Genomic DNA, 13,948 nt, shown 5'->3' on the forward strand with positions numbered 1-13,948 from the left:
TCTATCTATTCAGCGCTGCGTTACCATCGGACGTTCCAGAGCTCCTGTAATCGCGTTGACAAAATGCCATTTGCCATCGTGAACTACACGCCAGACAGGCACCAGCGTCTGAATATCCGCATCGTAAGAACCGTAATAACCCAAGCTCACATTCTCAATCCGTTCCCCTGGTGAAATGATTTGCTTGTCCACCAGAGAGCGTAGTGCCGCATAACCAGAGATCACCTGTCGTTCCCCCTGCTGCTTACGAAGGTGGAAAAAGGTCTGCCTGTAGCCGAGTATCGTTCCGTTATCCAGATACATTTCCAACGGAGCGACGAATACTGGCATTTTATCATAGACCTGCCAATACAAGAGGCGCGCTTGATTCGATTGATAAGGATCGGCTACGTATTGATCGGAATTAATCAGCCTCGGACCAATTTGACGCAAGAGCTCCTGAGGATTCAGCTGGCCACGAATCTGCATCGGTGGGTCCAGCTTGGCAGCCAGCGCCATCTTTTCTACCGTTGCCTGAAGTCCTGATATCTCATGCAAGGAAATCGGATTAATTCCGATATACTCCGCATCCAAATTGGACATTTCTGGTGTATCCTGCGGCACTTCTGTATCCAATGTGATATTTTGCTGATTCAAGTACAGCTCTGTATTCCATTTCTCACTCTGCGCGACTTCCTTGTCATTCCACAAACTAATGCGCGTCACATACACCTGATACAAGAGAAACAAATCGAGGAGAAGAAAGGCCCAGATCAGGATCGTCTTGGTCCTACTCCAATCCATGCGCCTTCCCTCCTCCCTGTTTGGTGTGCGCAGAAATATACAGGTTCGCCTGATTCGCCAATTCCACAACCCAGATTGGCATCAGATCTACGTATCCTTCGCCTACTTTGGTATGGTAAGCCAAATAAGCGTCGGTGATCTTTTCTGTATCCGCCAGTTTTTTGTCACGGATATACTGATACAGCTCCGGACCAGACATGACCGTCCACTCTTTGTTATCGATATACTTGTCCAAATCCAGCAGTGAACGACTCATCGTCACAACCTGGCCTGCTTCAGAGGTAATTTGGATCGTATCGATTTGCTTGACCTCCCCTTCACTGATTAAGGGATACGCCCCCAAGTACTGACGGAACGTGATCAAGTCTTTTTCATTGTAGCTCTTCTTGATTTGTTCAAAATGATACTCATCAAGCCAGCCTAAGTGCTTATTCATGAAGGTAACTGCACTCTGCACTTTTTCTTCATCAGACAGCTCCTGATCCCGCTGTTGGTATGCCGGATCGGTAAACGTGAACGCCTGCTGCTCCGATCTCAATTGAATCGATCTGCTGCCATCTGTAAAAATAACCGTTTTGTCCCGCTCCATGATCTGTCTGACCAGCGATTGATCGATAAAGTAGGACTCGATCAGTCTTTCATTCGTAACAGGTACATAGCTGTAGCGGAATTGCTGCATGCGCAACTGATTTTTGGGCAAATAATAGGTGTTCCATATCGGCACATGCCCTTCCAAATCTACGAAGCTCCGCTCTGGTTTGACGATTTTCATGATTTGCTCAGGCATTAAATCACCAGAAGCCAAATACGACTCTCGCAAATCCTTGGGGCTGATCGACGTTCGAGAACGCATCATTCGCCCTTCCTCAGTCGACAAAAATAACGCGTAGACGACATCTTCTTCCTTCTCGTAGTACAACCACAATCGGTCAATCCCTTTCATTTGGTTGTCAAACTCATCCCGAAAGGTTACCAGCCGACCTACAATTGACAAGGGAACCGTGCTCCGAAAGCGCACTTCCAATCCCATCTTTTCCCGGGCAATATCTTCCCATTTCTCATTGGAGATGGTGAGCGGAGAAAAATCAAGGAAGATCCATTTCGACATTTCTCGCACGATCAAACTGTAAGGAGCGTCGGTTGCGGATGCTTTCGTGTGGCGATCTTCCCCATAGTGAAAAACAACGGATTCCGGCGTAACGAGCTGTTCGAGTTGTTTTTCCTGAACTGGCTTTGACTGCGTGTACTCTGCCGGTTCAATAAATTGCAGGTTAGGTTGATTCGACCACAACATCGCTGTCAAAACAAAGCTGGCTAGCACTAGCAGATTGAGTAAGACGGTCTTGGCAGGCTCTAGCATCCGCTTCATCCCGTTTTTCCTCCTTGGGCAAATGGCACCCAGAACGTTACTGTCGTTCCCTCGTTCCATTCGCTCGTAATCTCGATATCTGCACCGTGTGCCTGTACTAATTCGCGGGCAATCGCCAATCCCAAGCCAGTTCCACCCTGACCGCGCGAACGCGCCTTGTCTACACGGTAGAACCGCTCAAAGATTCGCTTCAAATCGCGGCTGGGAATACCGATTCCTGTGTCGGTGATGGAGATTTGTACCCGCTTTTGCTTATGGTTCTCTCTTGCCTTGAGAACCACGGAGCCTCCTTGAGGCGTATACTTGATTGCATTGGACAAAAGATTGTCCAATACTTGATTGATCGCATCCAGATCAATATAGACCGGCGGAAGCTTGCTCGGCATATCCAAGCTGAGCTGAACCTCCTGTTGCTCACTGAACATGGAAAAACGATCGGCAGCATAGCGAAGCAATCGATTGATGTCCGCTTCCTTACAATGCAGACGAACTCCCTGCGAATCAAAACGCGATAGCTGCAACAAATCGTTCACCAAGCGAATCATGCGCTCAGTCTCCGACGACGTGACTTTCAAGAAACGCTGGGACAGCTCCGGCTCTTCCACTGCGCCGTCCAGCAGGGCTTCTACATAGCTTTTAATGGTCGTCAGCGGTGTCCGCAGCTCATGCGACACGTTCGCAACGAATTCGCGGCGTTGCTGCTCCAGTCGCTGCTGCTCCGTCACATCCGCTACGACAGCAATAATCCCGCCCATTTTTTTGCTATCCTGCTGCAAGGGCGTAAACGTCACACGCAGGATCACTTCTTCCTTATTCGGCAACGTCATCTCAATAAAAAGCGGTTCTTCCTGCGCATAGAGCGACATCTCATCCTCTGGCGGCAGGCCCAACAGATCATACAAGGTGCGTCTCTTGAGAAGGACGTCAGCCATCGTCACTTGCAACATATCTTCTGCTGCTCGATTAAACAGAATGATTTGCCCATTGCGATTAGCAGCAATGACACCGTCCGTCATGTTGCTCAAGATTCCCGCGAGCTTCTCACGCTCTTCTTCTTGCTGCAAGATCGCTTCCTGCAATCGCAAGGTCATATGATTAAAAGCCATACCAAGTTGGCCAATTTCATCATCGCTATAGACACGTACACTACTGTTAAAATCCCCGTCTGCCACCAATCTTGCCTGACGGGTCATCTCCTTCACAGGCTTGGTGATGGTGCGGGCCAATACGACCCCGAGCACTGCCGTAATGACCAGTGCGATCATCGTACCTGTCGACAAGATGCCGTTCATTTTGCCAATCGTCGCGTAAGTACCCTCCATCGACGCAATCATGTAGACTGCACCATATACGATCTGGTCGCCCTTTACAGGGAGAGCCAATACTTTTACCCGCGCTCCCGTCTTCGGATCGATCCGCATCGATTCACTGCGCGTCCCGAGCAAGGCAACCGTCACTTCAGGCTGCGAGGTCCGCTGACCAATTGTACTTTTGTCCTCCGTCGTCGCAACCACCGTTCTTGTCTGATCGATGACCTGCACATTCGCTCCATTGATTTTTACTAGGTTGTTGATCAGGTTGTCGATGTCCTGGCGATTTTGTTCGGCGTTTGATTCCTTCCCGTCATGCGGGCGCAAATCGCTTTCCAGCAAACTCGCCAACAAACTAGCTTGTCCATTCAATGCCTCGGAAAAGTTGTTGATGTAGTAGCTCTCGACTTCCCTCGCAAAATAGGCGCTAATAAATTGCATTGCAAGCAAAATCAACAGCATGTAAATGATGACCATTTTCCACTGAACGGTTTTGAACAGCCGCCTCATCCAGGCTGGCCTCCTATGCCGGGATTGCGTAATGTATAGCCCAAACCACGCCGTGTGATAATGTACTTCGGCTGGCTCGGATCATCCTCGATTTTTTCCCGTAAACGACGGATAGTCACATCTACCGTCCGTACATCGCCAAAATAGTCAAATCCCCAGACCGACTGCAATAGATGCTCTCGCGTCAATACTTGTCCCTGATGGCGAGCGAGGTACACCAGCAGCTCAAACTCACGGTGCGTCAGCTCTAATGCTTCTCCCACCTTTTCGACGGTATACGAGTTCAAATCGATTTCTAACTCATGCACGCGCAGTAGATGCTGGCTATCCTTCTCTTCCACTTTCGAGCGGTTACGGCGCAAATGGGCCTTTACACGGGCTACCAGCTCACGCGTACTAAATGGCTTCGTCACGTAATCATCCGCGCCCAATTCCAGCCCGAGTACTTTATCCAGTTCAGAGTCTTTGGCAGTCAGCATGATGATCGGAACATCATATGTTTGGCGAACCGTTCGGCATACGTCCATTCCGTCTCTGCCTGGAAGCATAACATCCAATAAAATCAGATCCGGTCGCTCATTCTTGACCACGACAAGCGCCTCATCACCATCGTAGGCGCATACGACCTGATATCCTTCTTTTTCAAACGTGAATTTCAAAATATCTGCAATCGGTTTTTCATCATCTACTACGAGGAGTTTTGCCATCCTGCGCCCTCCTATTTCTGTAAGTACGTGTTCATACAGTCGTCTGTTTCCTCTTAAACTGCCTCTTCAAGGATTCCACTTCGACCATCACTATTCCTCTACAATACACCATGTACGCCGTGTAAAGAAGGGCTTGGCATTCAATCCCTGCCAACAAAAAAAGGGCCCCTCCTAAGAGTTGCCCTTTCTTATCCAGAAATTACATGTCTATTTTAAGTAACGAATCGGGTTTTGGTTTCGTCCATTCTGTATAACCTCAAAATGCAGGTGGACGCCGGTCGATTGTCCAGTAGAACCCTTTACGCCGATTTTCTTTCCTTGGCTAACAACGTCGCCGACTTTCACATTAATGCTGCTCATGTGACCGTACAACGTCTTCATTCCATTGCCGTGGTCGATGATAACCGATTTTCCATAGTCACCATTCCAACCAGCGAATGTGACACGTCCATTGTCTGCCGCCATGACAGAACCAGAACCGGCAATATCAATTCCTTTGTGCATGCTGCCCCAGCGTTGGCCAAAGCCGCTGCTGATATACCCGCTAGCAGGCCAGCTCAAACGGCCTGTTCCGCGCGATGGGATAACTTTTGTACCGCGCTCCATAATTTTGGTTACAGGCTGCACAGTTACATCTTGTTTGATGACTTTGCGATTGACTACTTGTCCATTTTCTTTCACAACTTCGTACTTAACTGTTTTACTGCCGTTTTTACCTTCTTGTACGACTTTTGTTTCGCCTTTAGGAACCTTGTCATTGTTATTAATTTGCGTATTAAAAGCAATAACCTCTTGCTGATCTACTTCTTCTTTAACTTGTACAGTAACCAGTGGACGCACTGCGGTTACATTAATTTCTTGTCCCAATTTAAGGACAGTATTTTCCGTGACGCCTGGGTTGTTCGCGTAAATATCTTTTGATGTAATGTCGTATTTCTTCGCGATGCAACCGATGCAATCGCCTTCTACAACCGTGTGCTTCATATCCTTGAAGGTGCCTTTTACCAGCAACTCCTCGAGTTTATCGGCAGACAAAATTTGAGATGCATCGACTGTTTCGGTTTGCATCTCTACGTTTTCTTTAAATGCGACTTCTTTTACCGGATTTGGTTTGACTGGGACTGCTGATGCTGCTGCTACAACAGCCTTTTTCCCTGTCGTTGCAGGAACTCCGGAATATTTTTGCTTCACATCAGCCAGTACTTCATCAGCTGATTGCTGGTCTGGCAGGTAACCTACCACTTTGCCATCAATCATCAGCTTAACGCCCTGAACCTTGAGATCCGCTACGGATGCTAGAGCTTGTACAGCGGCATCATTATTGAACGGTGCCTTGAATTCACGCTCTTCTTCAAATGCGATATAGTTAGCCACTTGCAAGTTAAGGCCTGTTTTTGCCTTTTCCTCTTCCAGCTTGGCTGCTGTCCAGTTATGTATCACATTTGGATCGTTTACCACGCCGATCTCTTTGCCATTCACACTGACATGGTAGACAGAATTGACATTGCTTGTGTAATAGTATTGTGCAGATGCTCCAGCAGCAATCGTCAATACTAGACCTGCCGCAACTGAAAGCGATTGTTTTTTATGCGACTGGATGTAAGAGCTTGTACGTTTCAATGTACGTTTCGCCAGATCACTGCAATCCCGAACGATTCGTGATGACCGTTCCTGCAGCTTGGCCTTCCATTCCGACCAATGCATAACTTGTCCCTCCTGAAAACAGATACAACTTGCTCGTTCCATTTCCTGAAAATTTTTAATATATTGACTAGGTCGTATATCCCATAATTTAGTTTCCATTAATCTGCCAAATTGCCTAAAGAAACCAACTATGTCGACTTTACCATAAGATTAACGACAACATCAAGTGTAAATTGCTGTCGAATAAAAAAATAGACGTAGAGTCACTATATGTACAAATAATTGGTAGTATTTATCATAAATGGGAGCTGATATGCGTGAAGGAACGCAACATCTTGGCAGGATTCCTCACCGAGGACGATGCACAAAAGGCGGAAAATGCGCTTCGACAAGCCGGTTTTTCCATCATTCAAATCGACAGGATCGGGCAAATCCCGGATGAGGGGATTGAACGGATCATGAATCCACTTACTGGTAGCTTTCCAGGCTTAGGTTCCCTGACACTGTCGGGAAATTTTCCAAGTGGACGGGATGCCAGCATTCTGGCAGCCGCAGACCCCGATGCCAGTGGTTACACGGATCGAGACGACAGCTATTACAACCGCACTGTCCTATTAACAGCAGTCGTCCCAGAGGAACAGGCCGATGAAGCGACTAGGATCATTGAATCATTTGGAGGCCTGATCTAAAATAAATATAGCCATCTTCCCTTAACTAACTAGGAAAGATGGCTTATTTCGTTATCGGCATCGAAGATTCACACCTCTTGCATCGAGGTAACGTCTTTTAACGCAAGTCTGCGTATTTTCGTTTTCTCGGCGTCATCTTGTTGTTTGTATGTGGTGATAAAGCATAGGTAGCCATTGTTGAAATGAGTCATGGTTCCCTTGATGACGACGCCATTGATCATCTTCACCTGTACATTTTTGCCCAGCAGCTTCATGGCCTTTTGGTCAAATCCAAAACCCATCATCACTTTTCACCTCTCCATTTCTCCTTATGTCTATCCATATGCCCAGAGGGTGTCGTTTCGTGTCTGTCCCTTGTAAAAAAAGAAAAGCTGCCGAATGATCGACAGCTTTCTTCTATATATATTGTCTACAGCTTATCCGTAAATGCCACGAACAATGACGGTTTGTTCACGATCCGGTCCTACAGAGAAGATCGACATTGGAATACCAGTCAGTTGCGTGATGCGCTCAATGTAGTGACGAGCGTTTTCTGGCAAGTCGTTCAGATTGCGAATGCCAGTGATATCCTCTGTCCAACCTGGGAGCTCCTCATAAACTGGCTCGCATTTCGCCAACAGGTTGAGGTTTGCTGGGAATGAATCGATGATTTCTCCATTGTATTTGTACGCTGTGCAAATACGTAGAGTCTCAATGCCAGACAATGTATCCAGCTTGGTGATCGCCAAACCAGTGAGACCACTGACACGACGAGCATGACGAACGACTACGCTGTCGAACCAGCCTACGCGACGAGGACGACCTGTTGTCGTACCATATTCGAAGCCAACCTCACGGATATGGTCGCCAGTTGCATCAGTCAGCTCAGTCAGGAACGGACCGTCACCTACACGCGTCGTGTAAGCTTTTGCAACCCCGATTACTTGGTGGATCTTAGTTGGTCCAACACCAGAACCGATAGTCACACCACCCGCAATTGGGTTGGAGGACGTTACGTATGGATACGTACCTTGGTCAATATCGAGCAATACGCCTTGCGCGCCTTCAAACAATACGCGGTTGCCGCTATCAATGGAATCATTGAGGACAACAGATGTATCAGTCACGTAAGGACGAATGATTTCTGCCAGAGCCAAGTATTCATCCAGAATTTCTTGAAGCTCAAAGCCAGTTGTGTTGTACATTTTCTCCAGCAGCATGTTTTTCTCTGCCAGGTTGCGCTCGAGCTTGCGAGCAAACTCTTCGCGATCCAACAAATCAGCGATACGAATACCGATACGTGCTGCTTTATCCATGTAAGCAGGTCCGATACCTTTACGAGTCGTACCGATTTTGTTAGCACCGCGGCTATCTTCTTCTACGCCATCCAGCTTGATGTGGTACGGCAGAATCACATGCGCGCGATCACTGATTTTCAAATTGCTTGTAGAAAAACCGAAGCTGTGAATGTACTCCAGCTCTTTTACCAATGCTTTCGGATCGATTACCATACCGTTTCCGATTACGCAGGTCTTGTCACTATAAAAAATTCCGGATGGAATCAAATGCAACTTATATTTGTTACCATCAAAAATAATGGTATGGCCTGCGTTGTTACCGCCTTGGTAACGAGCCACTACCTCTGCACTTTCAGCTAGATAGTCTGTAATTTTACCTTTACCTTCATCGCCCCACTGGGTTCCGACGACAACGACTGTTGACATCGAAAAACACCTCCTGATATTATCATGTCTTTTCGGGCCTGAAACAATCTAAGTTTACTAAACGAGACTCCCCATGTCAACGCTAAATACGAACATTCATATAGTTAGTTCTTAATATGTTCGGCAATTCAATATAGAAAAAAAAGCCGGAATTTCTCCGACTTTTCTTCCATTCCAACTATTAACCTGCTTGATTTCGAAAGCGATGATCCAGGTTGACGAACTTGTTAAATTCTTTCAGGAACGCCAACTCCACCGTTCCGGTCGGGCCGTTACGCTGTTTGGCGATAATGACTTCGATGACATTCTTGTTTTCTGATTCCTTGTCATAGTAGTCATCACGGTACAAGAAGGCAACGATATCGGCGTCCTGCTCAATCGATCCCGATTCACGGATATCGGACATCATCGGTCGCTTGTCCTGCCGTTGCTCTACACCACGGCTCAACTGCGACAGGGCAATAACCGGCACGTTCAGCTCACGCGCGATCCCTTTTAGCGTACGAGAGATCTCAGATACTTCCTGCTGACGGTTATCTCCTTTGCCTCGTCCATGAATCAGCTGAAGGTAATCGATCAGGATTAAACCCAATCCCTTCTCGGTCTGAAGGCGACGGCATTTCGCCCGGATGTCCTGTACAGTAACCCCGGGTGAATCGTCAATGTAAATCGGCGCTTTTGCCAGCGTACCAATTGCCATCGTCAGCTTCTGCCAATCATCTTCCTCCAGTGACCCTGAACGCATCCGGGACGCATCCAGATTGCCCTCCGCACAAATCATACGCTGTACCAGCTGAGGAGCACCCATCTCCAAGGAGAAGATGGCTACAGTCTCACCTGCACGGGCCGCTACGTTTTGCGCGAGATTCAAGGCAAAAGCCGTTTTCCCTACGGAAGGACGAGCTGCCAAGATAATCAGGTCACTGCGCTGCAATCCTGCTGTCATCTTGTCCAAATCTGTATATCCCGTAGAAATCCCCGTAATATCACCGCGTCGCTGACTCAAAAACTCAATCCGCTCGTATGTTTCCAGAAGGGCATCACGAATCGGTGTAAAACCGCCACTGTTGCGATTTTGACCGATCTCCATGATGTACTTCTCCGCATCCGCGATGATCTGCGTGACATCATCCTCACGGGAGTATCCGTCATTGGCAATCTTGGTAGCTGTATGAATCAATCGCCGTAGCAGCGATTTCTCTTCTACAATTTTTGCGTAGTATTCGATGTTGGCAGCCGTTGGAACTGAGCTGGCGATTTCCGTGATATACGTAACGCCGCCAACTTCATCCAGCAGCTTGTGGTCCTGTAAATCCGCTGTAACCGTAACCAGATCGACAGGTTCGCCTTTTTCATACAGGTCCACCATCGTTTGAAAGATGCGCTGATGCGCTGTCTTGTAAAAATCCTCCGGACGGAGAATCTCAATGGCCGTGATTAAAGCTTCCTTAGACAAGAACACGGCACCCAGTACCGATTGTTCCGCTTCCTTGTTCTGTGGCGGCACACGATCCAAAAACAGGTCGCTCACGTCACACCCCCCACAATTGAGACATTATTCTTCCACAACGTGTACTTTCAGAGTCACGGTTACTTCGTTGTGCAATTTCACTTTGATTTGCGTCACGCCCAAAGCTCGGATTGCATCCATTTCGAGCTTACGCTTGTCTACTTTGATTTTATACTGATCTTCCAGCCCTTGCGCTACTTGTTTGCTGGAAATTGCACCGAACAAGCGACCACCTTCGCCTGCTTTTCCTACTACTTTCACTGTCAGCTCTTCCAGCTTTTTGCCCAGCTCTTGAGCATCCAGCTTTTCTTGCTCCTTGCGCTTATCTTCGCTGCGCTTTTGAGCGTCAAGCGTTTTCACGTTGCTATCTGTCGCTTCTTTTACCAGCTTCTTTGGCAACAAGAAGTTGCGTACATAGCCCTCTGACAAATCCTTAACTTCGCCTTTTTTCCCTTGGCCTTTTACATCTTGAAGAAAAATGACTTTCATCATCGTTTCCCCCTTTATATTTTGGCCTATAAGACCGAGTCAATCGCTTCTTTCAAACGACGCGTAGCTTCTTTAATTGATATGCCTTGAATTTGTGTCGCAGCACCAGTGAGGTGACCGCCTCCACCAAGCAGTTCCATGATGGACTGAACATTGATGTCGCCCAGAGAACGTCCACTGATCAAGATCGTATCGTCGGATCGCTCTGCAACAACAAACGACGCCTGGATACCTGACAAAGTGAGTAGCTGCTCAGCAGCTTGAGCCACCTGTACCTGCGTGTAATCCTCAGACGGATCGCCTATGGCAATCGCCATGTTGTCACGGTACGTTTCCGTATTCATGATGATTTTTGCCCGCTTCACATACTGCCCCAGATCTTCCTTCAACAGGCGCTGGACAGCCGCAGTATCGGCCCCGTTACGACGAAGGAACGACGCCGCTTCAAAGGTACGTGAACCTGTGCGGAAGGCAAAGCTTTTGGTATCCACCACAATCCCTGCTAACAGTGCCGTTGCAATCAGATTGTCGATATTCAAGCGCTCGCTCTGATATTGCAGCAGCTCTGTGACAAGCTCGGCCGTCGAAGAAGCATACGGTTCCAGATACAAGAGTACTGGCTCGATGAACTCCTCCGAACGTCGATGGTGGTCAATCACCACAATTCGGCTCGTTTCCGTCAACAGCTTCGGCTCAATCACCAGCGATGGTCGATGCGTATCGACGACTACCAGCAATGTGCGACCGGAGATGAGTCGAATCGCCTGTTCTGGCGTGATAAAGGTCTCTGCCAATTCTTCATTGGCATAAATCTCTTTCATCAAACGATCGACAGAATGATTGCCCTCGTCCATGACGATATAAGCTGTTTTGTTGTGCAGCTGCACAGCCTTCAATACACCAAGTGATGCCCCGATGGAATCCATGTCAGGCTGTTTATGCCCCATGACGATGACGTGCTCCGCCTCATGAATGAGATCACGCAAAGCATGTGCAATGACACGAGCCCGGACGCGTGTCCGCTTTTCCACCGCATTCGATTTCCCACCGTAGAAGGTGAGCTTGTTGCCAATTTTGACAGCGCACTGGTCGCCACCGCGCCCCAATGCGATATCCAAGCTTGATTGTGCCATTTGTCCCAACTCAATGTAAGTGGTAGCGGCCGCTCCAACCCCGATACTGAGCGTAATCGGAATCTTGTTGTCAGCCGTCATCTCCCGTACCACATCGAGAATGTCAAATCGCGTTTCTTCTAATTTATCAAGTGCTTCCCGTTCCATCAGAGCCAAAAACTTGTCGGCCGTGATTCGGCGAAGATATATGCCATGTTTGTTGGCCCACTCTGTAATCACACCAGCCACGCTTGTAGAGAGCAGCGTACGGCTCTGATCATCCATGACTTGTCCAACCTCGTCCAAATTGTCGAGGTGAATGATGGCAAGTGCAGCCTTTTCTCGATGGTAACGAGTCGTCAATTCTTTAAAGTCCGTAATGTCCTTGAAATACAAAAGACGCTCATCGGACCGCACAATGACCTCGTATACCCGCTCGTTATAAGTAAACTCCAGCCGTTTTTGCTCCGGCTTCCAAGCCAGTTGGGGGAATACCTCTTGAAGGCTTTTCCCGATCATGGATTCATCCCCGGACATATGCGTCATATACGGGTTTACCCACTCAATTGCCTTTTCCTCGTTGTATAAAAGAATTCCGATCGGCAGTTCCTGGATAACGCCTTCTCCCGCCTTCTTCACGCGATGGGTGACCGTCGCCAAGTACAGGCGCAAGTCTCGTTGGAACCCCTTTTCTGCTTGAAGAGCGTAAAGAACCAAGCCAATCAAGCAAATCATGCCGATCGCCCCGTACATCCAATGGAACAAGGTCAAAATCCCCAACAACAGCAAGCTAAAGCTGAGTGCCAGGACCATGTGCATCCCGTACCAACGCTTTAACAGGAACTTGGGCATTTCCTCAGCCCCTCTTCACTCTTGTTTCCAGTTTTTCACGCAAACGAATTCCTAGGTCAAATATCCCTACTAGACTAAGTATAGTACTTAGGGGGGGAAAAATAAATAGACAGACAACGAGCACAGGAGTCAATCTCTTCCACCCGTACAAAAAGGCAGCAAATAGACAAAAACTCAAGCCCTGCAAGACAAAAATAACATCTAGCATGACTTTCAGGTTCATCAGGGCGATTTCCCAAAATGTACCCTGCATGCTTTCAGCAAACAACAAAAGACTGATCATCGCAATGAAGTAATAATAAAGCAATGATCGCGGGAAGCTCCATTCCCGAATCGGCTTCAATGATGGAATCGGTCTGTGCAGACGCCTTCCAAACAGACTCGCCAATCCATGATTAATAGCGCTAGATAAAAAGCTGAACAAGACGAGACTCGTAGGCAATACCATTTTACCCAGTGCAATGAGCTGATCAAACTGTTCTTTTGGCATCATCGGAGGACGTATTTTAGAAACCTCTTGCAAGACCGCATTAAAATCCACGTTCATTCCGAATGACAAGAATCCAAGATAAGAAACCACACCCAGAAAAGAGACACCAGCACCCGCCACAATGGCTGGTAAAGCCGCCTTCTTTTTCGCGTAAACAATCCCCATTACTGAACCCCAAGCGGCACTGTAAAAAGCGAGTGTGGCTTCGAGTGGACCGGTAATGATCCATCCTAGAACCGTAAAGGCCAACGTGGCCCACACCATGTTAGGTACTGTTCGATTTACAGCCAAAAGAATAAACGGCAGAGGTATCAAGAAGGTGACGAACATTCCCAGTACGGTATATGTACTAAGAAACAGCAGCACCAGTGCGATACCCAACATAAGGGCATTTTCAGCCAAGTGTTTCGTTTTGGACGGCATGTCAGCACCTCATTATTCATATCTCATGTACACTTTCCATAGAAAACTATGGAAAAAAGAGGGCCACGCAATTGTGCCCCTCTTTGTATAGCTTTTGAAAATTATTCAGCAGTGTAAGGCAACAGTGCTACTTGACGGGATCGCTTGATTGCGATTGTCAATGCACGTTGATACTTCGCAGAAGTACCAGTTACACGACGTGGCAAGATTTTGCCGCGTTCGCTGATGAACTTTTTCAGCAAATCAATATCTTTATAATCGATGTGCTTGATTTTGTTCACTTTAAAGAAGCATACTTTACGACGCTTATTAGGACGTCCTTTGCGTGCCATGATAGTCCCTCCCTCTTAGGAATGT

The 13,948-nt window shown here is 47.6% G+C and carries 13 protein-coding genes; 1 reads left to right on the top strand and 12 read right to left on the bottom strand.

Annotated elements, in window-relative coordinates; translation table 11 throughout:
- Positions 1–9 precede the first annotated feature (9 nt).
- The 5 genes from C7R93_RS09480 to C7R93_RS09500 form a co-directional block, all read right to left on the bottom strand.
- A complete protein-coding gene (locus C7R93_RS09480; protein WP_106838597.1) occupies positions 10–783 on the bottom strand; it encodes a two-component system regulatory protein YycI in 774 nt (257 codons plus the stop codon).
- Entirely contained in the window at positions 770–2,152 is a 1,383-nt protein-coding gene (locus tag C7R93_RS09485) for a YycH family regulatory protein (protein WP_106838598.1), read from the bottom strand. Before C7R93_RS09485 ends, C7R93_RS09480 begins: the two co-directional genes overlap by 14 nt.
- Positions 2,149–3,972, bottom strand: a complete 1,824-nt coding sequence (gene walK / locus C7R93_RS09490) for a cell wall metabolism sensor histidine kinase WalK (protein WP_106838599.1) — start codon at positions 3,970–3,972, stop codon at positions 2,149–2,151. Before walK ends, C7R93_RS09485 begins: the two co-directional genes overlap by 4 nt.
- The gene (yycF, locus tag C7R93_RS09495) at positions 3,969–4,679 is read right to left on the bottom strand and encodes a response regulator YycF (RefSeq protein WP_106838600.1); all 711 of its coding nucleotides are present in this window, start codon (positions 4,677–4,679) and stop codon (positions 3,969–3,971) included. The genes walK and yycF overlap by 4 nt, the downstream gene beginning before the upstream one ends.
- Before the next feature lie 207 nt (positions 4,680–4,886).
- On the bottom strand, positions 4,887–6,383 hold the full coding sequence (locus tag C7R93_RS09500) for a LysM peptidoglycan-binding domain-containing M23 family metallopeptidase (RefSeq protein WP_106838601.1): 1,497 nt from the start codon (positions 6,381–6,383) through the stop codon (positions 4,887–4,889).
- 257 nt (positions 6,384–6,640) lie between these two features.
- Here C7R93_RS09500 and C7R93_RS09505 point away from each other — a divergent pair, with 257 nt between their 5' ends.
- On the top strand, positions 6,641–7,012 hold the full coding sequence (locus tag C7R93_RS09505) for a hypothetical protein (RefSeq protein WP_425266729.1): 372 nt from the start codon (positions 6,641–6,643) through the stop codon (positions 7,010–7,012).
- A gap of 68 nt (positions 7,013–7,080) precedes the next feature.
- On the opposite strand, the gene C7R93_RS09510 is transcribed toward C7R93_RS09505, so the two are convergent.
- The 7 genes from C7R93_RS09510 to rpsR form a co-directional block, all read right to left on the bottom strand.
- Positions 7,081–7,296 carry a hypothetical protein gene (locus tag C7R93_RS09510; RefSeq protein WP_106838603.1) on the bottom strand — a complete coding sequence of 72 codons (216 nt, stop codon included), beginning with the start codon at positions 7,294–7,296 and terminating at the stop codon, positions 7,081–7,083.
- A 132-nt stretch (positions 7,297–7,428) separates the two neighbouring features.
- Positions 7,429–8,715 carry an adenylosuccinate synthase gene (locus C7R93_RS09515; protein ID WP_106838604.1) on the bottom strand — a complete coding sequence of 429 codons (1,287 nt, stop codon included), beginning with the start codon at positions 8,713–8,715 and terminating at the stop codon, positions 7,429–7,431.
- A 181-nt stretch (positions 8,716–8,896) separates the two neighbouring features.
- On the bottom strand, positions 8,897–10,246 hold the full coding sequence (dnaB, locus tag C7R93_RS09520; protein WP_106835577.1) for a replicative DNA helicase: 1,350 nt from the start codon (positions 10,244–10,246) through the stop codon (positions 8,897–8,899).
- 24 nt (positions 10,247–10,270) lie between these two features.
- Positions 10,271–10,714: a 50S ribosomal protein L9 gene (gene rplI, locus C7R93_RS09525; RefSeq protein ID WP_106838605.1), complete on the bottom strand. Its 444-nt coding sequence runs from the start codon at positions 10,712–10,714 to the stop codon at positions 10,271–10,273.
- A 26-nt stretch (positions 10,715–10,740) separates the two neighbouring features.
- Positions 10,741–12,678, bottom strand: coding sequence for a DHH family phosphoesterase (locus tag C7R93_RS09530; RefSeq protein WP_106838606.1), 1,938 nt, complete (start codon positions 12,676–12,678; stop codon positions 10,741–10,743).
- 4 nt (positions 12,679–12,682) lie between these two features.
- Complete coding sequence (locus C7R93_RS09535; protein WP_106838607.1) at positions 12,683–13,591, bottom strand: DUF2232 domain-containing protein; 909 nt, start codon at positions 13,589–13,591, stop codon at positions 12,683–12,685.
- 101 nt (positions 13,592–13,692) lie between these two features.
- Positions 13,693–13,923 carry a 30S ribosomal protein S18 gene (gene rpsR / locus C7R93_RS09540; protein WP_007720187.1) on the bottom strand — a complete coding sequence of 77 codons (231 nt, stop codon included), beginning with the start codon at positions 13,921–13,923 and terminating at the stop codon, positions 13,693–13,695.
- Between the last annotated feature and the right edge of the window lie 25 nt (positions 13,924–13,948).

The sequence above is a fragment of the Brevibacillus fortis genome (assembly GCF_003013395.1).
GTDB classification, from domain to species: Bacteria; Bacillota; Bacilli; order Brevibacillales; family Brevibacillaceae; genus Brevibacillus; species Brevibacillus fortis.

Coding starts and splice junctions, on each gene's coding strand:
- C7R93_RS09480 (WP_106838597.1), bottom strand. CDS start 783: ATGGATTGGAGTAGGACCAAGACGATCCTGATCTGGGCCTTTCTTCTC.
- C7R93_RS09485 (WP_106838598.1), bottom strand. CDS start 2,152: ATGAAGCGGATGCTAGAGCCTGCCAAGACCGTCTTACTCAATCTGCTA.
- walK (WP_106838599.1), bottom strand. CDS start 3,972: ATGAGGCGGCTGTTCAAAACCGTTCAGTGGAAAATGGTCATCATTTAC.
- yycF (WP_106838600.1), bottom strand. CDS start 4,679: ATGGCAAAACTCCTCGTAGTAGATGATGAAAAACCGATTGCAGATATT.
- C7R93_RS09500 (WP_106838601.1), bottom strand. CDS start 6,383: ATGCATTGGTCGGAATGGAAGGCCAAGCTGCAGGAACGGTCATCACGA.
- C7R93_RS09510 (WP_106838603.1), bottom strand. CDS start 7,296: ATGATGGGTTTTGGATTTGACCAAAAGGCCATGAAGCTGCTGGGCAAA.
- C7R93_RS09515 (WP_106838604.1), bottom strand. CDS start 8,715: ATGTCAACAGTCGTTGTCGTCGGAACCCAGTGGGGCGATGAAGGTAAA.
- rplI (WP_106838605.1), bottom strand. CDS start 10,714: ATGAAAGTCATTTTTCTTCAAGATGTAAAAGGCCAAGGGAAAAAAGGC.
- C7R93_RS09530 (WP_106838606.1), bottom strand. CDS start 12,678: ATGCCCAAGTTCCTGTTAAAGCGTTGGTACGGGATGCACATGGTCCTG.
- C7R93_RS09535 (WP_106838607.1), bottom strand. CDS start 13,591: ATGCCGTCCAAAACGAAACACTTGGCTGAAAATGCCCTTATGTTGGGT.
- rpsR (WP_007720187.1), bottom strand. CDS start 13,923: ATGGCACGCAAAGGACGTCCTAATAAGCGTCGTAAAGTATGCTTCTTT.